Annotated in this window: 21 protein-coding genes; 17 read left to right on the top strand and 4 right to left on the bottom strand. The window is 65.9% G+C overall.

Going from position 1 to position 23,260, the window contains the following annotated elements; all coding sequences use genetic code 11:
- Position 1: 1 nt before the first annotated feature.
- A complete protein-coding gene (gene pcaC, locus WS57_RS12665) occupies positions 2–388 on the top strand; it encodes a 4-carboxymuconolactone decarboxylase (RefSeq protein ID WP_009688282.1) in 387 nt (128 codons plus the stop codon).
- A gap of 252 nt (positions 389–640) precedes the next feature.
- Entirely contained in the window at positions 641–1,999 is a 1,359-nt protein-coding gene (locus WS57_RS12660) for an MFS transporter (RefSeq protein WP_009688283.1), read from the top strand.
- Positions 2,000–2,038: 39 nt separating this feature from the next.
- Here WS57_RS12660 and WS57_RS12655 read toward each other — a convergent pair whose 3' ends face one another.
- The 4 genes from WS57_RS12655 to WS57_RS12635 form a co-directional block, all read right to left on the bottom strand.
- On the bottom strand, positions 2,039–2,287 hold the full coding sequence (locus tag WS57_RS12655) for a hypothetical protein (protein ID WP_009688284.1): 249 nt from the start codon (positions 2,285–2,287) through the stop codon (positions 2,039–2,041).
- 108 nt (positions 2,288–2,395) lie between these two features.
- Positions 2,396–3,013, bottom strand: coding sequence for a LysE family translocator (locus tag WS57_RS12650; protein ID WP_060244707.1), 618 nt, complete (start codon positions 3,011–3,013; stop codon positions 2,396–2,398).
- Between the two features lie 128 nt (positions 3,014–3,141).
- Positions 3,142–4,268, bottom strand: a protein-coding gene (locus WS57_RS12645; RefSeq protein WP_419468979.1) for an IS3 family transposase whose coding sequence is annotated in 2 segments (ribosomal slippage) — positions 3,142–4,010 and positions 4,010–4,268 — 1,128 coding nt in all. Because the reading frame shifts where the segments join, the coding sequence is not laid out codon by codon here.
- A gap of 309 nt (positions 4,269–4,577) precedes the next feature.
- A complete protein-coding gene (locus tag WS57_RS12635; protein WP_155755077.1) occupies positions 4,578–4,730 on the bottom strand; it encodes a hypothetical protein in 153 nt (50 codons plus the stop codon).
- Between the two features lie 676 nt (positions 4,731–5,406).
- Here WS57_RS12635 and WS57_RS12630 point away from each other — a divergent pair.
- The 15 genes from WS57_RS12630 (at position 5,407) to WS57_RS12560 (ending at position 23,074) form a co-directional block, all read left to right on the top strand.
- Positions 5,407–6,129: a response regulator gene (locus WS57_RS12630; protein ID WP_059477695.1), complete on the top strand. Its 723-nt coding sequence runs from the start codon at positions 5,407–5,409 to the stop codon at positions 6,127–6,129.
- A gap of 4 nt (positions 6,130–6,133) precedes the next feature.
- Positions 6,134–8,737, top strand: coding sequence for an ATP-binding protein (locus WS57_RS12625; RefSeq protein ID WP_059516333.1), 2,604 nt, complete (start codon positions 6,134–6,136; stop codon positions 8,735–8,737).
- A gap of 155 nt (positions 8,738–8,892) precedes the next feature.
- The gene (locus WS57_RS12620; protein ID WP_081056776.1) at positions 8,893–10,170 is read left to right on the top strand and encodes an ABC transporter substrate-binding protein; all 1,278 of its coding nucleotides are present in this window, start codon (positions 8,893–8,895) and stop codon (positions 10,168–10,170) included.
- A gap of 65 nt (positions 10,171–10,235) precedes the next feature.
- Complete coding sequence (locus WS57_RS12615; RefSeq protein ID WP_230945591.1) at positions 10,236–11,192, top strand: carbohydrate ABC transporter permease; 957 nt, start codon at positions 10,236–10,238, stop codon at positions 11,190–11,192.
- A gap of 1 nt (position 11,193) precedes the next feature.
- A complete protein-coding gene (locus tag WS57_RS12610; RefSeq protein WP_009687651.1) occupies positions 11,194–12,024 on the top strand; it encodes a carbohydrate ABC transporter permease in 831 nt (276 codons plus the stop codon).
- 35 nt (positions 12,025–12,059) lie between these two features.
- Entirely contained in the window at positions 12,060–13,196 is a 1,137-nt protein-coding gene (locus tag WS57_RS12605) for an ABC transporter ATP-binding protein (protein ID WP_059516330.1), read from the top strand.
- Positions 13,197–13,287: 91 nt separating this feature from the next.
- Positions 13,288–14,097, top strand: coding sequence for a ThuA domain-containing protein (locus WS57_RS12600; protein ID WP_059477487.1), 810 nt, complete (start codon positions 13,288–13,290; stop codon positions 14,095–14,097).
- Positions 14,094–15,242, top strand: a complete 1,149-nt coding sequence (locus WS57_RS12595; protein ID WP_059604372.1) for a Gfo/Idh/MocA family protein — start codon at positions 14,094–14,096, stop codon at positions 15,240–15,242. Before WS57_RS12600 ends, WS57_RS12595 begins: the two co-directional genes overlap by 4 nt.
- Positions 15,243–15,389: 147 nt before the next feature.
- Positions 15,390–16,805: a maltoporin gene (locus tag WS57_RS12590; RefSeq protein WP_081056780.1), complete on the top strand. Its 1,416-nt coding sequence runs from the start codon at positions 15,390–15,392 to the stop codon at positions 16,803–16,805.
- A 5-nt stretch (positions 16,806–16,810) separates the two neighbouring features.
- Positions 16,811–17,734: an aldo/keto reductase gene (locus tag WS57_RS12585; RefSeq protein WP_230945590.1), complete on the top strand. Its 924-nt coding sequence runs from the start codon at positions 16,811–16,813 to the stop codon at positions 17,732–17,734.
- A 563-nt stretch (positions 17,735–18,297) separates the two neighbouring features.
- Positions 18,298–19,650: an MFS transporter gene (locus tag WS57_RS12580; protein ID WP_069244292.1), complete on the top strand. Its 1,353-nt coding sequence runs from the start codon at positions 18,298–18,300 to the stop codon at positions 19,648–19,650.
- Positions 19,651–19,683: 33 nt separating this feature from the next.
- A complete protein-coding gene (locus WS57_RS12575) occupies positions 19,684–20,874 on the top strand; it encodes an acyl-CoA dehydrogenase family protein (protein WP_009692570.1) in 1,191 nt (396 codons plus the stop codon).
- Between the two features lie 28 nt (positions 20,875–20,902).
- A complete protein-coding gene (locus WS57_RS12570) occupies positions 20,903–21,421 on the top strand; it encodes a flavin reductase (RefSeq protein ID WP_040130687.1) in 519 nt (172 codons plus the stop codon).
- A 2-nt stretch (positions 21,422–21,423) separates the two neighbouring features.
- Positions 21,424–22,098, top strand: a complete 675-nt coding sequence (locus WS57_RS12565) for an EthD family reductase (protein ID WP_069244291.1) — start codon at positions 21,424–21,426, stop codon at positions 22,096–22,098.
- Positions 22,099–22,141: 43 nt separating this feature from the next.
- The gene (locus WS57_RS12560) at positions 22,142–23,074 is read left to right on the top strand and encodes a LysR family transcriptional regulator (RefSeq protein WP_059516319.1); all 933 of its coding nucleotides are present in this window, start codon (positions 22,142–22,144) and stop codon (positions 23,072–23,074) included.
- The last annotated feature ends 186 nt before the right edge of the window (positions 23,075–23,260 follow it).

Below are 23,260 nucleotides of genomic sequence, written 5' to 3'. Positions count from 1 at the left end.
GATGGACGACCAGCAACGTTACGAAGCAGGGATGAAGGTGCGCCGCGCGGTGCTCGGCGACGCGCACGTCGATCGCTCGATCGAGAACCGCACCGAGGTGACCGAGGAATTCCAGAACCTGATCACGCGCTATGCATGGGGCGAGATCTGGACGCGGGAGGGCTTGCCGCGCCATACGCGCAGCCTGCTGACCATCGCGATGATGGTCGCGCTCAATCGCGGCGAGGAACTGGCGCTGCATCTGCGCGCCGCGCGCAACAACGGCGTGACGCGCGACGAGATCAAGGAAGTGCTGCTGCAGACCGCGATCTATTGCGGCGTGCCGGCGGCGAATTCCGCGTTTCACCTCGCGGACAAGATCTTCAAGGAACAGGACGGGGCCGCCTAGGCGGAGCCCTCCAGGCCGAGGCAGGTCTGACGCCTGCCTCGGCCGATCGCGACACCCGTCGTTGCGGCGGGCCGTCGACGATGCAAGAACGTGCCGGCAGTGTATCGGCGCGACGCGCACCGGATGGCCGGTGCGTGAACCAGGAAAGGCGCGACCCGCATGCCGGGTTGCCGATATGACGGCACAGTATGCGACCGCTGCACGCGCTGAAGCGCGCCGTGCGATCGACATCCGGCCGACAAGGAGACAGACGTGAATCGCACACCGGTCGTCGACGTACAGACCTTCATCAACGAGCAGCCGTTCGGCGGGTTTCAGTGGCTCGTCTTCCTCATGTGTTTCGTGATCGTGCTGCTCGACGGCTTCGATACGGCCGCGATCGGCTTTATCGCGCCGTCGCTGCTCGGCGAATGGAACCTGACCAAGCCCGATCTCGCGCCGGTGCTGAGCGCCGCGCTGTTCGGCCTCGCGTGCGGCGCGCTCGTGTCGGGCCCGTTGTCCGACCGGCTCGGCCGCCGTTCACTGCTGCTCGGCTCGGTGTTCCTGTTCGGGGTTGCGTGCCTGCTGTCCGCCTTCTCGACGACGATCGGCCACCTGACGGTGCTGCGCTTCGTGACCGGCGTCGGGCTCGGCGCGGCGATGCCGAACGCCGTCACGATGATGGGCGAGTTCTGCCCGGACAAGCGCCGCGCGACCGTGATCAACCTGATGTTCTGCGGCTTTCCGCTCGGCGCCGCATTCGGCGGTTTTCTCGCCGCGTGGATGATTCCGCATTTCGGCTGGCGCAGCGTGCTGATGCTCGGCGGCGTGACGCCGCTGCTGCTCGGCGTGCTGCTGTTGCTGAAGATGCCCGAATCGGTGCGCTTCATGGTCGCGAACGGCCAGTCGGTCGACCGGATCCGCGCGACGCTGGCGCGCATCTCGCGCGATGCGTTGAACGCCGGCTCGTTCGCGATGACGGAGGCCGCGCCTCAGACCGGCAGCAAGGGCCTCGGCGTCGTGCTGTCGCGCTCGTACGTGGTCGGCTCGGTGATGCTGTGGGTCGCGTATTTCATGGGGCTCGTGATCTTCTACGCGTCGATCAACTGGATGCCGATCCTGCTGAAGGATGCGGGCCTCACGCCGAAGAGCGCGACGCTGATTTCCGCGCTGTTCCCGCTCGGCGGCGTCGGCGCCGTGCTGTGTGGCGTGCTGATGGACCGCTTCAACGCGAACCGCGTGATCGCCGTGTGTTACGCGCTGACGGCGATCAGCGTCTACGCGATCGGGCAGGCGGCCGGCAACGTCGGGCTGCTGGTGCTGGTCGTGTTCATCGCCGGCGTGCTGATGAATACCGCGCAATCGTCGATGCCGGCGCTCGCGGCCGCGTTCTACCCGACCGAAGGGCGCGGCACGGGCGTCGCATGGATGCTCGGCGTCGGGCGTTTCGGCGGGATTGCCGGCTCGTTCCTGGTCGCGGAGCTGACGCGCCGGCACTTTTCGTTCGCGGGCGTGTTCGCGACGGTGGCCGTGGCGGGCGGGCTCGCGTGCGTCGCGCTGCTGATCAAGCAGATCGCGCGGCCGCACGGCGCGACGCAGCCGGCGGGCAAGATCGAATCGCTCGGCCATTGAGCGTGCGCGGGCCGGTGCGATGCGCCGGCCTGCGCGCCGCTACTCCTCCGCGTCGTGTTCCTTGACGAAGTTGCGCAGATACGCGCGCAGCGCGGCCTCCCGGCTGCGGTGATCGGCAAGGTTCGCGGCGCCCATGTCTTCCTCTTCGCCGAACAGCGTCGGCGGCGCGCAGTACGTGCCGACCTCGATGTCTTCGCGCAGCACACGGATGTCGTGCGTGTCAGGGTGATACTCGGCCACCCAGTGCATGCCCTCGATGTGCTCGCCGGCTCTCAGCAGTGACTTCATCGGCATTTCTCCCGGCAGCAGCGGCGCAACCGGCGAAGCGGCGGCGCGCGCCCGTACCAAAAGGGTACGCCTGCCTCACGCGAAGCTCAACGGGCGCGCGGTGAGCGCTCACTGCTGCAGCAGGTGCGCGACGAGCGGATACAGGGACAGGATCAGCAGCACGGCCATCGTCACGTTGAAGATGCGCAGCGCGCGCGGGTTCGACAGGAAGCGCCGCAGGCCGAGGCCGAACGCGGCCCACAGGCTGATGCAGGGGAAGCCGATCAGGATGAACAGGACGGCCATCCACGCGGCGTTCATCCCGTAGTCGGCGGACAGGCGGATCGTCGTCGCGGCGGTCAGCACCATCATCCATGCCTTCGGGTTGACCCACTGGAACGCGGCGGCTTCGATGAACGTCATCGGTCGCGGCTTCGCGCCGTGAGCCTTCACTTCGCCCGACGTGCCGATGCGCCACGCAAGATACAGCAGGTACGCGACGCTGGCGACTTCGAGGATCGTGTAGAGCAGCGGCACGCGCTTGAATACTTCGCCGAGCCCGAAGCCGACGCAGAGCATCAGGATCGCGACGCCGATGCTGATGCCGAACAGGTGCGGCATCGTGCGGCGAAAGCCGAAGTTGACGCCGGACGCGAGCAGCATCGTGTTGTTCGGGCCGGGCGTGATCGTCGTGACGAGCGCGAACAGCATGCCGGCGGGCAGCGCACTCAGGGTGAGGAATTCCATCGCGGGGTCTCCATCGGAAGGGCGGGGGATGGAGGTCAGTTTAGCGACGGTTGGCGGTACAGTACCGGTACAGTTTGGCTGGTGGGTGCCGGTACGGGGGCGGGAGTGGTCGTGACCTGCCCCCGGTTTTAGTCCGAACCGCAGTTAGAGTCCGAGGTTAAAAACTGCTGCTTTGCATCGTGCGCCCGCGCGAACTGCACCGGCGTCAGATAGCCGAGTGAACTATGAGGCCGCTCGGTGTTGTACTCGATACGCCATTCCTCAATCAGCCGCTTGGCGTGGCGCATTGAGACGAACCAGTGCTCGTTCAGGCATTCATCGCGGAACCGCCCGTTGAAGCTCTCGATATAGGCATTCTCCACCGGCTTGCCAGGCCGAATGAACGACAGCGTGACACCGGCTTCGTAGGCCCATGCATCCAGCACCTTACCAGCGAACTCCGGCCCGTTGTCGACCGTGATGGATGCGGGTAAGCCTCGCATCTCCTTGAGCCGCTCGAGCACTTGCTGCACTCGTAGGCCCGGCAGCGAAGTATCGACCTCGATGGCCAAGCACTCGCGCGTGTAGTCGTCGACCACGTTCAGGCATCGAAACCGCCGACCATAGGCCAGCCCGTCAGAAACGAAGTCCATCGACCAGCTCTGATTCGGGCCTGTTGCTAACGGCAGCGGCGTGCGCTCGACAGCCGCAATACGCTTGCGTCGCCGCTTGCGCACGCTCAGCCCCGCCTTGCTGTACAGGCGCCAGATGCGCTTGTGGTTGGCGAAGCAGCCATCCCGCTGCAACAGCACGTGAATCCGGCGATAGCCGTAGCGGCGCTTCTGCGCGGCGATGGCCATCATCCGGCCAGTCAGCGCTTCGTCATCAACTCGGCGGCGTGATTCGTAGTGGAACAGCGAGCGCGAAATCCCTACCAGCCCGCAGGCCCGGGTAACACCCATGGCACGTTCGGTCATCAATATCCGGACCGCTTCGCGCTTGGCCTGCGGGCTTGCTACTTTCGAGCCAGCAGGTCCTTCAGCGCGGCGTTGTCGAGCATCGATTCGGCTAACAGTCGCTTGAGCTTGCTGTTCTCCTGCTCCAGTTCCTTCAGGCGCTGAGCTTCGGAGACCGTCATCCCGCCGAACTTCGCTTTCCAGTTGTAGTAGGTCGCTTCCGAGATGCCGTACTTGCGACACAGCTCCGCCGGCTTCAGGCCAGCCTCGGCTTCCTTCAAGATGCCGATGATCTGTTCTTCGGTGAATCGCTTTTTCATTGCCGTTCCTCTCTGGAACGGACTCTACACCGTCACCGTACTAAACGCGGGGAGCAGGTCAGTCGTTCGGGGCGCGAAGCGGGTGTTGTTGTTTCTCTAAAAAGATGTCCGCAGTCTCAATATGTTGTCTTTGAATAATTGGCTGTTTTCCATATGTGAAGGATGTGGCCCGCATCGACAAATAGGAAATGATCGGAGAATATTTGGCAGTCGCGACCTATCCCGCAATGTTTGATCGACGGTGTCAGGTCGGATGTCGCCCTGGAGGCGCTTAGTTGCCCTTTGAGGTCCGGGGCTTGTGCAAAAAACTTATGGAGAGTAGATCGTATAAGCAAGATCGACTTGCCCGTGAAGGACCTTGGCGAGTTCCTGGACCTCCGGCAAATCCTTGTATTTCGCGAAGAGATTGGAGAACTTCTTCCAGCTATCGTCGCCAGCGTAGTACTGTTCGAGCATACTCATGCGTTCACTTTCATGGTGCAAGATTTTCGAGATCTTTGCGAGCATCCGGAAAGTACTCTTTGGCCTGCTCAAGCGTACGAAAATATGGAGCTCGCGCTTCCGCAACAATCTCTAGAAATTGGCCACAATTCTTGCACCGGTACAACTCCGCATGCCTGGAAATATTTATACCCAGATACTCATAGTTAGAACTCGTTCCGCTAAAGCTGCGACACTTTTCACACGACATCAAAATCTCCTGATCGGGGTCCAGCTTCCATCTGGATTCATCTCAAAAAATACCGAGCTTTCCGGCATTGGCATGCCTTTCGACATTTTCGCGGCGTCTTGGGCCGAGAAGCCCGCGTCGCGATACATTTTGTAGCGCTCGTATCGGAGCGGACAAACAGCAAGGCCAAGTGGATCGAAATATTCCGATGGGTTATGGACATAACCCTGTTTCGAATGCCACCCTCGAGTCTGATGGGATCAACCGAGATGTCGCAGGAACAGGCTTCTCCATGCTGGGTGAAAACCCTCACCTTGCCAGACCCGACCGGTATCCGCCAACATGCGGTTCCGGCGCGCTTGCGAATGACGATAGCGGCCGGCCATACATACATCGACAGTAGCGACGTGCATTCGCATGCGGCAGCTGACCGGCTTGGCGCCCGCGAATGGCATGAGGGAGACACGCATGTCAGAAAAACATCGGATCCTGGTGGTGGACGACGATCCGGAAGTGCGCGCCTGGCTGAACGGCGTACTGGAAGAAGCGGGATTCGAGGTCTCGGCGGTCGACAGCACCGCCCAGATGCAGCAACGGCTGGCTGCCGCGCCGCATGCGGTCGTGATTCTCGATCTGAAGCTGCGCGGCGAAGACGGCCTGACGGCCGCGCGCGAGCTGCGGCGCCGGTCCGACGTGTCGATCATCATGATCAGCGGCCTTGGCGACGAGACGGATCGCATACTCGGTCTCGAGACCGCTGCCGACGACTTCGTCACGAAACCGTTCTCCGGTCGCGAACTGATCGCGCGGGTGCGTGCGCAGCTGCGGCGTACGACCGAGCTGTCGATGCCGCGCCCGGCATCGAACGGCGGCGGCCCGCGCTACTGCTTCGACGGCTGGACGCTGGATCTGGCCGCACGCACGCTGACGCACAGCGGCGGTCCGTGCGCGCTGACCCAGGGCGAGTTCGAACTGCTCGCCGCGATGGTGCAGCAGCCGTCGCGCGTGTGGTCGCGCGATCAGCTGCTCGAACATACGCGCGGTTTCGGCATCGACGTGTACGACCGGACGATCGACGTGCTAATCCTGCGCCTGCGCCGCAAGATCGAGCCGAACCCCGAGCAGCCGACCTATATCCGCACGCAACGCGGCGTCGGCTATGTGTTCGCGGTGCCCGTCGTGCGCGTGTGACGCGATGCGCGCGACGTTGACGTTGTTGCCGCCCTGGAGTGTCCGGGCCAAGCTGATTGCGACGTTTCTGCTGCTGTTCGGCATCACGCTCGCGGTCGTGGTGGTCGGCGTGTTGTCCATGCGCGCGAACCAGAACGCGCTCGACGAATACGAAGCGAACGTGGTGCCGGAAATCGCCCGCGCGCTCGAGTTGTCGGACAAGGTCGCGCAGCTCGCCGCCGTCGCGCCGAGCATGATGCTGACCGATTCGCCGGACTTGCTGCACAACGACACCGAGCTGATGCGCGGCCTGCTCGGCGACATCCGGCGGCTGTCGCCAGCCTCCGGCAAACAGCCGGGCCCTGCCGCGAAGGCGGGCGAGCAGCTTGCGGTGATCGACGATCTCGACGCGATCGACCAGGATCTCGCCCGGCTGCTGATCGTGTCGGGCAGGCAGCGACAGCTGAAAGAGGAGCTGAGCGCGCTGCGCCTCGCGAACGACGGCATCGGCGACGGCATCGCGCGCGACAAGAGCGTGATCGCACAGCAGGCGCCGACGCTGCTCGAGATCTGGGCCCGGACGGCCGGTGCGCTGCAGGCAGCCAACGCGGCGGAACTCGGCAGTGCGGAAAGCGACAACGAGGCGCTGTGGCTGCGCGTGCGCGAACGCGCCGAAGACCGCCGCCGGCCGGCGCTTGCCGAGGCGCTGCAGCAACTCGACGGCGGCGCGCGCAGCGTGTTCGCGGTGCGCCGCGAGTTTCTGTCGAGCGAAGCGCAGACGGGTTATCTCGTCACGCTCCTGCGCGGCCACGCGGATCACCTGAGCGGCAAGTCGGCACGCTACGTCGAACGCTTGCGGCAGATTGCCAGCGAGCGCAGCGACAAGGTGCGCAAGGTCGCGGTCTCCAGCCAGTCGGGCCTGCTGCTGCTGGCCGTCGCGGGCGTCGCGGTGGCGCTGCTCGGCGTCGCGTATGCGAGCCGGATCCTGCACAAGCTGCAGGCGATGACGCGCGTGATGGCGCGACTCGCGAAAGGGATCACGTCCGACCGGGTGCCGTCGACGCACCGGCCGGACGAGATCGGCGAACTGGCGCGCGCATTCGAGGTGTTCCGCACCAACCTCATCGAGAAGGAGCAACTGACCCACGGCCTCGAGTCGCAGCGCCGTCTGCAGGAGTCGGTGCTCAATTCGATGAACGACGGGGTGTCCGTCCACGCCACGGACGGCAGCCTGATCGCGTGGAATCCGACCTTCGCAACGCTGCTCGGGATCGACCCGCGCACGCTGCATGCAGGCATGTCGCTCGCGATGCTGCGGCAGGCCATGCATCAGCCCGCGCGCTGGCGCCAGGTGTCGCGCGAGACCGCGACCCGCAGCTCGGATGGCGCACGCATTGCCGCGTCGGCCGAACTGCACCTGCGCGACCAGCGCACCCTCGAATTCCACTGCCAGCCGCTCCCGGACGGCGGATGGGTGGCGGTCTGCCGCGACTTGACGAGCCGGCGCGCGGTCGAGGCCGAGTTGCGCCAGGCGCAGAAGATGGACGTGCTAGGCCAGCTGACGGGCGGTGTCGCGCACGATTTCAACAACTTCCTGGTCGCGATACTCGGCAACCTGGAACTGCTGCTGCCGCGGCTCGACGGCCAGCAGGATGCGCAGACGATGGCCGAGCGGGCGCGTCGCGCGGCCGAGCGCGCGTCGCGGCTCACACGGCGGCTGCTCGCGTTCGCGCGGCGCCAGCCGCTGCAGGCAGAACGCGTGTCAGTGCGGGCGATGCTCGCGGAGATGCTCGATCTCGTCGAATATTCCGCAGGCCAGCGGGTGACCGTCGTGCTGGAGCCGGCCGCCGACGCGATGTGGGTGAACGTCGACCGCGGCCAGCTCGAGAATGCGGTCCTCAACCTGACGCTCAACAGCGCCGCCGCGATGCCGGACGGCGGGACGCTGGTGCTGGCCGCGCGCCGCGCGCCGGCGGCCGACGGGGTCGGCGCGCCGCACGCGATCGTGCTGAGCGTCGCCGACACGGGATGCGGGATCGCCCCGGTGCTGCTCGACAAGGTGATCGAGCCGTTCTTCACGACCAAGGCGGCCGGCGAGGGGAGCGGGCTCGGGCTCAGCAGCGTCTACGGCTTCGTGCGCCAGAGCGGCGGCGATCTGCGCATCTACAGCGAGGTCGGCCAGGGGACGCGCGTGGAACTGTGGCTGCCCGAGAGCGCACCGCCCGAGCGGCGTGGCGCGCCGGCCGTTCCGGCGGCGGCGACCGTTGCAGGGCGGACCGGTGCCCGTGTGCTCGTGGTCGACGACGATCCCGAGGTGCGCGACACGGCGCTCAGCCAGTTCACGGCGCTCGGCGCGCGGGCCGATGCGGTGGCGACCGGCGACGCGGCGTTGCGCTGGCTGGCCGAGCACGGCCCTGTCACGCTGGTGCTGTCGGACATCTCGCTCGGCGCGGGCGGCAGCGGCATCGCGCTCGCGGCGCGGCTCGCCGAGCGCTGGCCGGCGCAGCGCGTTGCGCTGACTTCGGGCCTGCCGCCCGAGATTCATCAGACCCATCCCGACTGGCGCGCCGACGTGCCGTTCGTGCCGAAGCCGTTCGATCTGGCGGCGCTCGCCGCGCTGCTGGGCTGAGCCGCGACGGCGATTGTTTCGATTGTTAATGGCGCGGCGCGTTTCCGAAATTTTCGATTAACGGGACTGGAGTCTCATAGACCCACGGCACCCGGCGACGCGCTCGCGACACCGCGGCGCACGATTCGACGATTCGAAAAAACTGGAGACACCGAATGATGAAGCTCAAGGCAGGTTTGCTGACGATGACGCTCGCGCTGACGGCCGCCGCGGCCGCCAGCGCAGGCGCGGCGACGTTGCGGATCGCATGCGGTGCAGCCGGCGTCGATCAGGACATTTGCCAGGTCTCGGCGAAGCGGTGGGCCGAGAAGACCGGCAACGCGGTCGAGTTCATCAGCATGCCGAATAACTCGAGCGAAACACTCGCGCTGTATCAGCAGTTGCTGGGCGGCGGCTCGGACAAGATCGACGTGATGCAGATCGATACGGTCTGGCCGGGCATTCTCGCGAACCACCTGATCGACCTGAAGCCGTACAGCAAAGGGCTGGAAAGCCAGTCGTTTCCGAGCATCGTCGCGAACGATACGGTGAACGGCAAGCTGGTCGCGATGCCGTGGTTCATCGACACGGGCCTGCTGTACTACCGCAAGGACCTGCTCGACAAGTACCGCGTGAAAGTGCCTGCGACGTGGGAGGAACTCGATGCCGCCGCACGCAGGATCCAGTCGGGCGAGCGTGCCGCCGGCAACGAGAAGGTCTGGGGCTATGTGTGGCAAGGGCGCGCGTACGAGGGACTGACCTGCGATGCGCTCGAGTGGGTCAGCAGCTACAACGGCGGCACGGTAGTCGACGACAAAGGCCGCGTGACGATCGACAACCCGGGTGCGATCAAGGCGCTCGAGCAGTCGGCAAAATGGGTCGGCACGATCAGCCCGAAGGCCGTGCTGAACTACGGCGAAGAGGAGGCGCGTGGCGTGTTCCAGGCCGGTAACGCCGTGTTCATGCGCAACTGGCCGTATGCCTGGGCGATCGCGAATCGTGCGGGCAGCCCGATCAAGGGCAAGGTCGGCATTGCGCCGCTGCCGAAGGGCGGCGCCGACGGTCGCCCGGCCGCTGCGCTGGGCGGGTGGCAGCTGGCCGTATCGCGCTACTCGCCGAACCCGAGACTGGCCGCCGATCTCGTGATGTACATGGCGAGCGCGGACGTGCAGAAGATGCGTGCGATCCAGGGTGCGTACAACCCGACGATGCCGGCGCTCTACCGCGACAAGGACATCCTGCAGGCCAACCCGTTCATGGCCGATCTGCTGCCAACCTTCAGCACGGCGGTCGCGCGGCCGTCGACCGTGACCGGCGCGAAGTACAACCAGGTCAGCAACCAGTTCTGGAATGCCGCGCACGACGTGCTCGCCGGCAGCGATACGGCAGCCGGCGCGCTCGCGCGACTCGCCGCCACGCTCAACCGGCTCGCGCCGGGCGGCAGCTGGCACTGAGCGTCGCGCACGATTGATCGATCGGGCCGGCCTCCGCAGGATGCCGGGCTGACAGGAGACATCGAATGAGAACCGGAAGCATCGAGATAAGTAGCAGTCCTGCATTCATGGAGGAGCCGGTGCGGGCCCGAGTCGGGCTTGCCCGCTCGCGGCGGCGCCAGGCGTGGCTGCTGGTGGCGCCTGCACTGCTCGCGCTGGCGGCCATCGCCGGCTGGCCGCTGCTGCGCACGGCGTGGTTCAGCCTGACGGACGCGCAGCTGTCCGATCTGTCGCAGCGCCATTTCGTCGGCCTCGACAACTATCTCGGCGCCGCAGGCGTGCTGCGCGATCCGGCCTGGTGGCAGGCCGTCGGCAATACCGTGCTGTTTGCCGTCGTGTCGGTGGCGCTCGAAACGGGCACGGGCCTCGGCGTCGCGCTACTGCTCGACGTGCCGTCGCGGCTGCGGACGCTGCTGCGTGCGGCCGTACTCGTGCCGTGGGCGATCCCGACCGTCGTGTCGGCGAAGGTCTGGAGCTGGATGCTCAACGACCAGTTCGGGATCGTCAACGCGATGCTGATGTCGATCGGCGCGATCCACGAGCCGCTCGCGTTCACCGCCGATGCACGCCTGGTCTTCCCGACCATCGTGCTCGTCGACGTGTGGAAGACCACGCCGTTCATGGCGCTGCTGATGCTCGCCGCGCTGCAGACCGTGCCGCGCGATTGCTACGAGGCGACGCGTGTCGACGGCGTGCCGCGCTGGCGCGTGTTTCGCTCGGTGACCTTGCCGCTGATCCTGCCGGGCGTGCTGGTCGCGATGATCTTCCGCTCGCTCGATGCGTTGCGCGTGTTCGACCTGATCTATGTGATGACGTCGAACAGCCGGATCACGAAAAGCATGTCGATCTATGTGCGCGAACAGCTGATCGATTTCCAGCAGGTCGGATTCGGGTCGGCGTCGGCGATGTTGCTGTTCGTCACGATCGTGCTGTTCACCATCGGCTACATGGCGGTGAGCCGCCGCCGGATGCAGGAGGCGTGACATGAAGAAGCATCCGCTCGACATCGCGATTCACGGGCTGCTTTCCGCGCTCGTGCTGGCGATCGCGCTGTTTCCGTTCCTCTACATGATCGGGACGTCGTTCAAGCATGGCGATGCGTTGTTCGACGCGTCGCTGTTCCCGGCCAACCCGTCGCTCGACAACTATCGCCAGTTGTTCCGCGACCAGCCGTTCGGCGCGTACCTGCTGAACTCGGCGCTCGTCGCGGGCGGGGCGGTCGCGTTGTCGCTCGCCGTGTCGGTGCTCGCCGCGTATGCGCTCGGTCGCGTGTCGTTTCGCGGACGCGGCGTGCTGATGATGTGCATTCTCGGCGTGTCGATGTTTCCGCAGGTCGCGATCCTGTCGGGCCTGTTCGAGCTGGTCCGTTCGCTCGGCCTGTACGACCACCTCGGCGCGCTCGTGCTGTCCGACCTGATCTTCACGCTGCCGTTCACGATCTGGATTCTGGTCACCTTCATGCGCGAGTTGCCGCGCGAGCTGGAGGAGGCGGCGCTCGTCGACGGCGTCGGCGTGTTCACGCTGATCTTCCGGATCTTCATGCCGCTGCTGCGGCCGGCGCTGGCCGCGACGTCGCTGCTCGCGTTCGTATCGGCGTGGAACGAGTTCCTGTTCGCGCTGACCTTCATGATCTCGTCGAGCCAGCGCACGGTGCCCGTCGCGATCACGATGATCTCGGGCGCGAGCAGTTTCGAGCTGCCGTGGGGAACCATCATGGCCGCGTCGGTCATTGTCACCGTGCCGCTCGTGCTGCTGGTGCTGGTGTTTCAGCGGCAAATCGTTTCCGGCCTGACCGCCGGTGCGGTCAAGGGTTGACGCGTATCGGCCCGAACAGGATCAGGAGGGAAAACATGAGTCAGATCAAGTTGAGCGGTCTTCGCAAGCAGTTCGGCACGACCCCCATCCTCAGCGACGTGAATCTCACGGTCGAGCCGGGCGAGTTCTGCGTGTTCATCGGCCCGTCGGGCTGCGGCAAGTCGACGTTGCTGCGGATCGTTGCCGGCCTCGAAGAGCAGAGCGCCGGCGATGTGTGGATCGACGGCCGCTGCGTCAACACGCTCGCGCCCGCGCAGCGCGACATCGCGATGGTGTTCCAGAGCTATGCGCTCTATCCGCACATGACCGTCTACGAAAACATGGCCTTCGGCCTGCGTCATCTGCGCTTGCCGAAGGACGAGATCGACCGGCGGGTGCGGCTCGCCTCCGGCTCGCTGCGCCTCGGCGAACTGCTCGAACGCAAGCCCGGCGCACTGTCCGGCGGGCAGCGGCAGCGCGTCGCGATCGGCCGGGCGATCGTGCGCAAGCCGAAGGTGTTCCTGTTCGACGAACCGTTGTCGAATCTCGATGCGGCGCTGCGCGTGAAGACGCGCGTCGAGATCGCCAGGCTGCACCGCAGCCTCGACAGCACCAGCATGATCTACGTGACGCACGACCAGGTCGAGGCGATGACGCTTGCCGACAAGATCGTGCTGCTGCGGCCGCTCGAAGGGCGCAGCGGGATCGCCAGCATCGCGCAGATCGGCACGCCGCTCGACCTGTATCACCTTCCGGCGAGCCAGTTCGTCGCCGGCTTCATCGGCTCGCCCGCGATGAACTTCCTGCCGGCAAGCGTCGCGGCGGCCGGCGGCGGCGAGGTTCGCGTGCTGGTTCGTGAGCACCCGCTCGGCGCCGATGTGTCCGGCGACGGCCTCGAGCCGGGCGCCGCCGTGACCCTCGGCATCCGCCCCGAGCACGTGCGGGTCGGCACCGGCACCGTGACGGGCCAGGTGGCGCACGTCGAGCAGATGGGCGAACACACCTATCTGTATCTCGACACGCCGCTGTGCGACCAGCCGATCGTCGCGAAGACCGATGCCGCCGGCGCGCGGGTCGGCGAGCGCATGCGCGTCGATCTGCCGGCCGCCGCGCTGCATCTGTTTCATCCGGACGGGCGCGCGGCGGTACGCATGCCGCGCGAGCCTGCCGCGCCGGCGCTCGCGATCGCCTGAGCGGCGCGCGGCAAATCCGGCCACGGGTTTCAGGCGGTCAGGGCGCATGGCCGCTGTCGAATGGGCGCCAAATCATCGATAAAGGATAGTCATGCTAAACAAGAAGCTGTCAGTGATCGTATGGAACGAGTTCGAGCACGAACGCGAAAACGCGGGCGTGCGTGCGGTCTATCCCGACGGCCTGCACCAGGTGATCGCCAGCGCGCTCGCCGAGACGCCGGCGCTCGGCCACGGTGCGTTGCCGCTCGAGATCGGCACCGCGACGCTCGACGAGCCCGAGCATGGCCTCGGCGAAGCGCGGCTTGCCGCGTGCGACGTATTGATCTGGTGGGGGCACAAGGCTCACGCGAAGGTCTCCGACGAGGTCGTCGAGCGCGTGCAGCGCCGCGTGCTCGAAGGCATGGGCCTGATCGTGCTGCATTCCGGGCACTTCTCGAAGATCTTCCGCCGCCTGCTCGGCACGAACTGTTCGCTGAAATGGCGCGAGGCCGCGGAGAAGGAGCGACTGTGGGTCGTCGAACCGTCGCATCCGATCGCGGCGGGTCTTGGCGAGTACTTCGAACTGCAGCACGAGGAAATGTACGGCGAGCGTTTCGACATTCCGCAGCCGGACAGCACCGTGTTCATCTCGTGGTTCGAGGGCGGCGAGGTATTCCGCTCGGGCTGCTGCTGGGAGCGCGGCCACGGCCGGATCTTCTATTTCCGCCCCGGGCACGAGGCCTACCCGACCTATCACGATCGCAACGTACAGCGCGTGATCGCGAATGCGGTGCAGTGGGCCGCGCCGCGCGTGAACATCGCCGACCGCTGCCCGAACTCGCCGCCGCTCGAAAAGCTCGGCGACAACAGCCGGCAGTTCGCGCACGTCGGCATCCAGCAAAGCGCAGGAGACCTCGCATGAACGACGACTACAAGGTAGAGCTGCCGGAAGTGGCGGCGATTGCGCGCGGCCGTCGCCTGCGCGTGGGCGTGATCGGACTCGGGATCGGCCGCAAGCATGTCGAAGGCTGGCGCGAACATCCGGATGTCGACGTGGTCGCGATTGCCGATCCCGATACGAAGCGGCTCGCGAAGGTCGGTGACGCGTTCGGCATCGACGCGCGCTATGCGTCGGCCGACGCGATGTTCGCAGCGGAGAAGCTGGACGTCGTCAGCGTATGTACGCCGAATAAGTTTCATCGCGAGTTGACGCTCGCCGCGTTCGACGCGGGCTGCCACGTGCTGTGCGAGAAGCCGATGGCGATGAACGCGGACGAGGGCCGTGAAATGCTGATCGCCGCGCATCGCGCCGGCAAGCGGTTGATGATCAATTTCTCGTACCGCTTCAGCGCGCAGTCGCGCGCGCTGAAGGCGCAGGTCGAGAGCGGCCTGTTCGGCGATTTCTATTTCGGGCGCACGGTCTGGCATCGCCGGCGAGGGATGCCCGGATTCGGCGGCTGGTTCGGCACGAAGGCGCTGGCGGGCGGCGGCCCGCTGATCGATCTCGGCGTGCATCGTCTCGATCTCGCGCTGTGGCTGATGGGCTATCCGAAACCGGTATGGGTGATGGGCAGCACCTACGATCCGATCGCGCGCGAGCTGGCCGCGCGTGCGGGCAAGACGTTCGACGTCGAGGATCTGGCGGCCGCCCTGATCCGTTTCGACAACGGCGCGACGCTCGCGCTCGAGGCGTCGTGGGCGACCCATATCCAGGAAGCGGAGCTGATGGAAACGCGCCTCCTCGGCACGCGCGCCGGGCTGCTGCAGAAGAACCTGAACGAGGGCTACACGTTCGACGCGCACGTGTTCGTCGAGCAGAACGGCGCGCAGTTCGACATGCGCTTGAACCCGCCCGCGGAAGGCGCGCACTCCGCGATGTACGACTACGCGGAGGCGATTCTGTGCGACGTCCCGCATCCCGCGTCCGGCGAGGAAGGTCTGATCGTGATGGAGATTCTCGACGCGATCTATGCGAGCGCGGCCGCCGGCGAGCCGATCCGCATTCACGCACCGGGAGCGGCGGCCGTCGATGCGCCGCCGGTGGTGGACCTCGACGTCGCGGGCTGAAGCCGCGAATCGACTTCGTATCGGGCCGGCGCGCGGATCGTCCGCCGCGTCGGCCCGCCGCCAGCACGACGGACGACGCAGCACCACAGCTATTCGATGACGCCGCGCATCGCACGCGGCGCACTGACAACGTTTGGAGACACGTTCATGATCGACGAAGCAGGCCGCGTCGCGCGCGGCCCGGCACGAACCCCGTTCACGCTCACGCGGCTTGCCGCCGCTTTCTCGCTGGCGATTGCATCGACTGCGCTGCACGCGGCGCCGGATCCGGCGGCGACTATCGCCGACAGCGCGCCGGGCGGCCTTTCGCAGGCCACCGGCGTCGTGCCGGCCGACACGAGCCCTGCCAACGTGGTGACGCCGACGCCGTCGTCTGCATGGAACCAGCTGACGCCGTGGACGCAGTTTCATGGCTACCTGCGGGCCGGCGTCGGGACCAGCGACAGCCATTCGCAGGCCTGCTTCCAGCTGCCGGGCGCGCAGAGCAAATACCGGCTCGGCAACGAATGCCAGGTCTACAGCGAGCTGGAGATCGACCAGACGCTGTACAAGTTCTCGAACGGCATGCAGCTATCGGCGGTCGGCATGGCGAGCCTCGTCAACGACCTCGATCGCATGCCGACCTTCAACGGCGATCACGGCCGCGTGCGCCTGCCGCAGTCATACGTGCAGCTCACGAACTTTCCGGGGCTCGACGACATGCGCGTCTGGTTCGGGCGCATCTACTACCGGCGCAACGACGTTCACATGAACGACTTCTATTACTGGAACCCGAGCGGCCTCGGCGCGGGCATCGAGAACGTGCCGATCGGCGGCGGCCTGAAGCTCAGCTATGCGCTGTTCCGCGAGGACTACATCGACCAGCCCAACTACGCGACGCGTCACGACCTGCAGCTGTCGGGCGTGCATCCGAACCCCGGCGGCGAACTGCAGTTCGGCCTGTCGTACATTCCGGCGCGCGCGCCGGTGCTGAACGCGAGCGGCACGCTGCAGGACGCGCACGGCGGCTGGTCGTTTACGGTTCAGCACGTGCAGACCAACCTGCTCGGCGGCAAGAACAAGCTGGCGTTCCAGTACGGCGTCGGTCCGGGCACGGGCCTCGGCTACACGGGAACGCTGACCAACGACAACCGCTACAAGAGTTTCCGCGTACTCGACGCGTTCGACTGGCAGGCGACGCGCGACTTCAGCGGACAGGTGGTCGGTATTTACCAGCGCGACATCGCGCCGTCGGGCGGCTCGCAGACCTGGATATCGATGGGCGTGCGGCCCGTGTACGCGTTCACGCAGCACATCAAGCTGCAGGGCGACCTCGGGCACGATCGCGTGGTGCCGTCCTGCGGGCCGACGCGCACATTGCTGAAGGCGAGCGTCGCACTGACGCTTGCGATGGACCGCTCGTTCTGGTCGCGGCCCGAATTTCGTGTGTTCTATACGTATGCGCGCTGGAACCAGGCTGCGCAGGATGCAGCGGCGCCCGGCGATCCGCTGTCGACGACGGGCATCTTCGGCACGTCGCGCACGGGTTCGACGGTCGGCGCGCAGGTCGAATGGTGGTGGTGAACGCGATGACGGAACGCTGCCCGACGATATCGATGGGGGCCGATGCCGCTCCGTTCTCGCGCATCGTGTTCGGGATGTGGCGGATCGGCGACTGGGCGTTGTCGGGCCGTGAACGCCGCGCGCTGGTCGAGGCAGCGCTCGAACTCGGCGTGACGAGTTTCGATCATGCCGACATCTACGGAGACTATACGGCCGAGAGCCTGTTCGGCGACGTGCTGGTCGAGGCGCCGCACCTGCGCGAGCGGATGCAGATCGTCACGAAGTGCGGGATCCGGCTCGTGTCGGCGCGCCGGCCCGCACACGGGATCAAGCACTACGACACGCGGGCCGCGCATCTCGTCGCATCGGTCGAGCAGTCGCTGCGCGCGCTGCGTACCGACCGGATCGACCTGCTGCTGCTGCACCGTCCCGATCCGCTGATGGACGCGGACGAAGTCGCCGCGACGTTTGCCCGCCTGCGGCGTGACGGAAAGGTGAGAGAATTCGGGATATCGAACTTCATGCCGGCACAGGCCGAATTGCTGCAGGACCGGATGAGGGCGCTCGGCATGTCGCTTGCGACAAACCAGGTCGAGTGTTCGCTGCTGCATCTCGCTCCGCTCGACGACGGCACCTTCGACCAGGCGCAGCGCTGGCGCTGTTCGCCGATGCTGTGGTCGCCGCTCGCGGGCGGTCGCGTGCTGACCGACGCGTTGCCTGCGGCGACCCGCGTGCGCGCCTGTGCCGAACGGATCGGGGCCGCGCTCGGCGTGCCCGAGACTGTGGTGCTGTTCGCGTGGCTCCTCGCGTTGCCGTGCCGGCCGCTGCCGATCGTCGGCTCGAGCCGGATCGCGGCGCTGCGCGAGGCCGTGGCGGCGACGCGCGTCACGCTCGAACGCGAACACTGGTTCGAGCTGCTGCACGCGGCGCGGGGCGCGGACGTGCCGTGAATGGAACGTTCGGCTCTCGACGGCCACGCGGAAGAACCGATGCGTGAGGCTTCCCTCAACGATTATCCGGCCCTGCGGCGTGCGGTGCATGCCCGAGCCCGGACCCCGTGGTAGCAGGCCGCGTCCTGATGGACCGGCCCCTCTCGTGCAATTCCATCGCTCATCCAAGGCGTGATCGAGCGCCACAGCGACTTGCCCGCCTGACGCCGCTCAGGATCTTGAACCCCCCGCATATTCGCTGCGAGTCACGCGGTCGAACGACGCGATGAAAGCTCATCGCCGTCACGACGGGGATACACCAGGCAGTCCGCCGCCGTGCGGCTCAAGCGACAACCCGCCCCGAACCACGACGATCGACAAACGCGTTCGATACGGCCTGCAAAGCAAGGGCGAGTTCGTACGGCACACGCGCACACATGCACCAGATTCATGTCGTGCATTTTTGTCCCGAATTTGACCGCGATTGGCGTGGCTCATATCGTGAGCACATCGCATCGATACGACTCGCGCCGCTTCTTGAGCATCAGGGGAGCGGGAACCATCACTTCATGTTTTCCGTCACCATGAACCCCGAAGCCCTGAACTCCGATCCAGGCGTGCTCGCTCACTCGCGACCCGCGCGCCCCGCAACGAATGTGCGCCGCGCGGTCACCACGGCGGTGCTCGGCCAAATCCTCGAGTGGTATGACTTTTTCCTGTACGGCACCGCCGCCGCGCTCGTCTTCGGCAAGCTGTTCTTTCCCGTCGGCACGGATCCGCTGACGGGCACCATCGCTGCATTCGGCGGCTTTACGGTGGGCTTTATCGCGCGACCGATCGGCGGCGTGCTGTGCGGCCATATCGGCGACCGTTACGGCCGCAAGGCCGTGATGATGTTTACGCTGCTCACGATGGGGACGGCCACCGTCCTGATGGGCGTCTTGCCAACGTATCAGCAGGTCGGCATCGCGGCGCCCGTCATGCTGGTTCTGTTGCGGATTCTTCAGGGGCTCGCCGCCGGCGGTGAATGGAGCGGCAGCATCCTGCTGATTCACGAGAACGCGCCGCAATCGAAGCGCGGAGCGCTCGCAGCATGGAGCCCTTGTGGCGCGGCGCTCGGCTTCGTCCTGTCCACGGGTGCGTTCATGCTGGTGCAGAACCTTCCGGCCGGCGACTTTCAGAGCTGGGGCTGGCGCCTTCCGTTTCTTGCGAGCGCGGCACTCGTGCTCCTCGGCCTCTGGATGCGCCGTTCCGTCGGAGAAAGTGCCGCGTTCGCCGAAGTGAAGGCGACGCGCCACGAAAGCCGGATGCCTGTCATCGAAGTGCTGCGCCAATGCCCGCGCGAAGTGCTCACCGTGTTCGGCCTGCGCTTTGGCGAGGGCGCGGCGTCCTACCTTTTCTTCGCGTTTTCGCTCGCCTACGGGCAGTTTCTCGGCGTCAAGCCGGGCTGGATTCTCAGCGGGCTGTGCATTTCGATGCTGCTGATGATCCCCGTCTCCCTGTTTTTCGGCTGGGTGACCGACCAGGTCGGGCGCAAGCCCGTGTATCTCGTCGGCGCGATCGCCATCGTGCTCGTTGCCTGGCCGTATTTCGCGCTGCTCGGCTCCGGCGAGTACTGGAAGGTCGTCGCGGCGCTGATCCTGGCCAACAGCATCACGCTTGGCATTCTCGAAGGCGCGCAGCCCGCGTTCATCAGCGAGCTGTTGCCGGTGCACCTGCGTTTTTCCGGGCTCGGCATCGGACGCGAAGCCTCTTCCGTACTCGGTGGCGGCCTCTCGCCGATGATCGCGACCGCGCTTCTCGCGCACTACCACAGCGCCGTGCCGGTCGCCGTCTATCTCGCCGCACTCGGACTGATCACCGTCGTCGCGACGTTGCTCGCACGCGAGACGTTTCCGAAAGCGATGCGCGCGGCAGCCCGTCAGCGGCCGGAATGACATCGATACACCATTAACCGAGAGGTACCACTCATGCACGCCCTGCAAAGCGAACCCGTCGTCGATTCGCAAAACGACTATCCGGCGTACGCCGAACCGTTGTCGCTCGATGCGCTGATCGAGGAAGTCGAGCGCCGCCGTGACGAATTCGATGCGCTGTCTCATGTACCGCGCGATATGGTCGGAAAAATGAAGCGCGCGGGCATTTTCCGCGCGAGCACACCGAAACGTTTCGGCGGCGACGCGCTGCCGCCTGCGCGTTTCCTCGAGATGCTCGAACGTATCGCGATCGCGGATGGCTCCACCGCCTGGGTCGCAGCGTTCGGCTCCGCCAATACCTATCTGGCGTCGCTGCCGATCGAAACGCAGGCGCAGATTTACGCAACGGGTCCCGATCAGGTCTTCGCGGGCGGCTTGTATCCGCTGCAGAAAGCCGAGCGCGCGCCCGGCGGCTTCCTCGTGTCGGGTCAATGGCGCTTCGCCAGCGGCTGCAAGGGGGCTGACTGGATCGGCGTGGGGATCGGCGGCGCACCGGCGGGCGCGGACGACAAGAACGCAGGCAAACCCTTCACCGCGGTCTTTCCGGCGAGCGAAGTCGAGATCGTCGACAACTGGAACGTGGTCGGCATGCAAGGCACGGGCAGCCACGACTTGCGCTTGAAGGACAAATACGTCGAGGAACGGTGGACGTTCGTGCGCGGTGGCACGCCGCTGATCGATGAACCGCTGTATCGGTATCCCGCGGTCGCCTATCAGGCGCAGGTGCATGCAGCCGTGAACATCGGTCTGGCGCGCGCCGCGCTCGACATGCTGGCGGGCATGTCCGGCGTGACCACGACCACGACAGGAGCGCCGCGGCTGGCCGATCGCGCCTACTATCGATCGGGGCTCGCACAAGCGGAGGCGCAGTTGCGCAGCGCGCGGGCGTTTTTCTTCGAAGCGGCGGAAGCGTCGTGGCGCACCGTGCTCGCCGGCGACCCGGTGTCGCCTTCCGGAGCGAATCTGCTGCGCCTGTCGGCCACGCATGCGGCTCACACCTGTGCCGATATCGTGATGCAGGCGTACAAGATGGCGGGCATCGGCGCGATCTATCGCGAGAACCGCATGCAGCGCCTGGTGCGCGATTCGATCGTCGTCACTCAACACGCCTTCCTCGGCGAAGGCAATTACGATGCATCGGGCGCGATCTTCGTCGGTATTCCGCCCGTCACGCCGTATCCCTGAACCGGCGAACCGTGAAAGGACAGCAGCCATGACCCACGATCAAGCGCGTGCGCAATTTCGCAATGCAATGGCCTCGCTCGGTGCGCCCGTCAACGTCATCACCACGGACGGCCCGCACGGACGCTGCGGTATCACGGCGAGCGCCGTCTGCTCGGTGACCGATACGCCGCCGACGATGCTCGTCTGCATCAATCAGTCGAGTTATGTTCACGACGTGCTGCTGAGCAACGGCCGCGCGTGCATCAATGTGCTCGGCGCCCATGCGCAGGAACTGGCGCGTGTTTTTGCCGGCATGGCCGGATGCTCGATGGACGAACGCTTTGCGCGCTGCGGCTCGCGGCCCGGCGCCCTGCAACTTCCCGTACTCGACGACGCCATCGCGAGCCTCGAAGGCTGCATCGTCGACAGCAAGAAGGTCGGCTCGCATTCGGTGCTCTTCGTACAGGTCGAGCACATCGGCTTGCGCGAGGACGGCGATGGTCTCGTCTATTTCGGCCGACAGTTTCATCGGCTCGCGCGCGCGAGCGCACCCTGCGAGGCGGCGTGACCATGCAAGTCTGCCTGTTCTTGACCGGTGCGAGCGGTCGGCGACCGCTGCTCGATGTCGCGCCGTTGTGGGGTATCGGCGGCTTGCACAGCCTGATCGTGCACGAGCCGATAACGCAACATGTCGATCCGCGCATCCCGCCGGCCGCCGATGCGCCATCGTGCGTGCTGCAGCTCTATTTCGATGAACTCGCCGCGCTCGAAGCGGCTGCGAGCAACGATGGTCCGATTCATCGCGCGCTGCGCGCACAGGCGTCGGTCGAGTGCTTCACGCTGCAAGTCATGGCGGTGCGCGCGCTGGTGTCATCCGTGCCGGCAGATGGAGCACGCGAGCAGCGGTGCACCTATCTCGTCACGTACGAAGGCCCCGCCGACGATTTCGACTCCTGGCTTGCGCATTACCTGCAGCATCACGCCCCGTTGATGTCGACCTTGCCCGCGCTGCGCGAGCTGGAGATTTACACGCGCATCGACTGCACGATCGGCCTGCCTTGCGCACGCGTGGAGGCGATGCAGCGCAACAAGGTCGTCTTCGACGACGTGTCGGCGCTCGCCGATGCGCTGGCTTCGCCGGTGCGCGACCTGATGCGGCGCGATTTCCATGCCTTGCCGCCCTACCGGGGTGGTGCGCCGCATTTTGCAATGCGCAGCACATACGGTAATCTCGCCGGACGTTGATGGCCGCATCGCGCGACCATGCGCTCGCTCGTGAGTCAACCGTATGACCAAGCTCAACCTCGGTCTCGCCGATCTGAATCTGCTGCGTGTATTCCTTGCCATCTGGGATCTGCGCAGCCTCACCGCCGCCGGCGACCGCCTGGAATTGACGCAGCCTGCGGTGAGTCACGCGCTGCGGCGCCTGCGTACGCTCTTCGACGATCCGCTGTTCGTGCGCACGCCCACCGGCATGGTGCCGACCGATGCCGCGCATCGGCTGTACCCGCCGCTCGCCCAGGCGCTGTCGATCATCAACGAGGCGGTCCAGCAGCTTGCCAGGTTCGATCCGGCGACGGCGCAACGGGTGTTTCGCATCTCGATGTCCGACATGTCGGAATTCTTTTTCCTGCCCCCGCTGGTCGCGTTGCTCGATCGCGAGGCGCGCGGCATCCGAATCGAAGCGGTCAATGTTCCGGTGCAATCCGTGAGCGCGGCGATGCGCTCCGGGGAAATCGACCTTGCGCTTGGCTATGTGCCCGGCCTGGATGCGGGTTGCGTGAGCCGGACCTTGTTCGTCGACGAGCATGTCTGTGTGGTGCGCGCGAATCATCCTTTGGGCAAGTCGCGGCCGACGCGCGAAGACCTGGCCGCGCTGCGCTACGTCTACGCGAGCACCAACGCGACGGGCCATCGCATGGTCGAGCAGTGGCTTGACGAACTCAATCTCAAGCGCGATGTGGTGGTCCGGCTGCCGCACTTCGTGGTCGCGCCCGAGATCGTGATGAACACGGACCTCGCAGTCATCTTTCCGAAGAGCATTGCGCGGCGCTTCAATCGCGGCAAGGCCTTTCGCATTCTGCCCTTGCCGTTCAAGCTGCCCCCCATCGAAATACAGATCCACTCGCACACGCAGTTCGCCAGCGATCCCGGCGTTGCGTGGTTGCGGCAGACCATCTCGACCCTGTTCGGTCCTCATAGCGCAAAAAGCGTGGATTGACCAGCGAGGTCTGAAGCGCGCCAGTGCGGGCGTCCCGTCTGACGACGTGGCGTCCGCTTCGTCACGTGCCGCGAACGTGTGCATCAACAATCAGCGTGAAAGATAAGTATTTCGAACGACCGGGCCGCATGAGCGCGATTCATGCCGGCCATTATTGGCCTGAATTTGACGGCCCACAGGCACGCT

The organism is Burkholderia pseudomultivorans (genome assembly GCF_001718415.1).
Taxonomy (GTDB): Bacteria; Pseudomonadota; Gammaproteobacteria; order Burkholderiales; family Burkholderiaceae; genus Burkholderia; species Burkholderia pseudomultivorans_A.
This window is presented reverse-complemented; position numbering and strand designations above follow the sequence as displayed.

Bases quoted from the DNA above. Each gene is read 5' to 3' on its own strand.
- pcaC (WP_009688282.1), top strand. From the start codon at position 2: ATGGACGACCAGCAACGTTACGAAGCAGGGATGAAGGTGCGCCGCGCG.
- WS57_RS12655 (WP_009688284.1), bottom strand. From the start codon at position 2,287: ATGAAGTCACTGCTGAGAGCCGGCGAGCACATCGAGGGCATGCACTGG.
- WS57_RS12650 (WP_060244707.1), bottom strand. From the start codon at position 3,013: ATGGAATTCCTCACCCTGAGTGCGCTGCCCGCCGGCATGCTGTTCGCG.
- WS57_RS12635 (WP_155755077.1), bottom strand. From the start codon at position 4,730: ATGAGTATGCTCGAACAGTACTACGCTGGCGACGATAGCTGGAAGAAG.
- WS57_RS12630 (WP_059477695.1), top strand. From the start codon at position 5,407: ATGTCAGAAAAACATCGGATCCTGGTGGTGGACGACGATCCGGAAGTG.
- WS57_RS12625 (WP_059516333.1), top strand. From the start codon at position 6,134: ATGCGCGCGACGTTGACGTTGTTGCCGCCCTGGAGTGTCCGGGCCAAG.
- WS57_RS12620 (WP_081056776.1), top strand. From the start codon at position 8,893: ATGATGAAGCTCAAGGCAGGTTTGCTGACGATGACGCTCGCGCTGACG.
- WS57_RS12615 (WP_230945591.1), top strand. From the start codon at position 10,236: ATGAGAACCGGAAGCATCGAGATAAGTAGCAGTCCTGCATTCATGGAG.
- WS57_RS12610 (WP_009687651.1), top strand. From the start codon at position 11,194: ATGAAGAAGCATCCGCTCGACATCGCGATTCACGGGCTGCTTTCCGCG.
- WS57_RS12605 (WP_059516330.1), top strand. From the start codon at position 12,060: ATGAGTCAGATCAAGTTGAGCGGTCTTCGCAAGCAGTTCGGCACGACC.
- WS57_RS12600 (WP_059477487.1), top strand. From the start codon at position 13,288: ATGCTAAACAAGAAGCTGTCAGTGATCGTATGGAACGAGTTCGAGCAC.
- WS57_RS12595 (WP_059604372.1), top strand. From the start codon at position 14,094: ATGAACGACGACTACAAGGTAGAGCTGCCGGAAGTGGCGGCGATTGCG.
- WS57_RS12590 (WP_081056780.1), top strand. From the start codon at position 15,390: ATGATCGACGAAGCAGGCCGCGTCGCGCGCGGCCCGGCACGAACCCCG.
- WS57_RS12585 (WP_230945590.1), top strand. From the start codon at position 16,811: ATGACGGAACGCTGCCCGACGATATCGATGGGGGCCGATGCCGCTCCG.
- WS57_RS12580 (WP_069244292.1), top strand. From the start codon at position 18,298: ATGAACCCCGAAGCCCTGAACTCCGATCCAGGCGTGCTCGCTCACTCG.
- WS57_RS12575 (WP_009692570.1), top strand. From the start codon at position 19,684: ATGCACGCCCTGCAAAGCGAACCCGTCGTCGATTCGCAAAACGACTAT.
- WS57_RS12570 (WP_040130687.1), top strand. From the start codon at position 20,903: ATGACCCACGATCAAGCGCGTGCGCAATTTCGCAATGCAATGGCCTCG.
- WS57_RS12565 (WP_069244291.1), top strand. From the start codon at position 21,424: ATGCAAGTCTGCCTGTTCTTGACCGGTGCGAGCGGTCGGCGACCGCTG.
- WS57_RS12560 (WP_059516319.1), top strand. From the start codon at position 22,142: ATGACCAAGCTCAACCTCGGTCTCGCCGATCTGAATCTGCTGCGTGTA.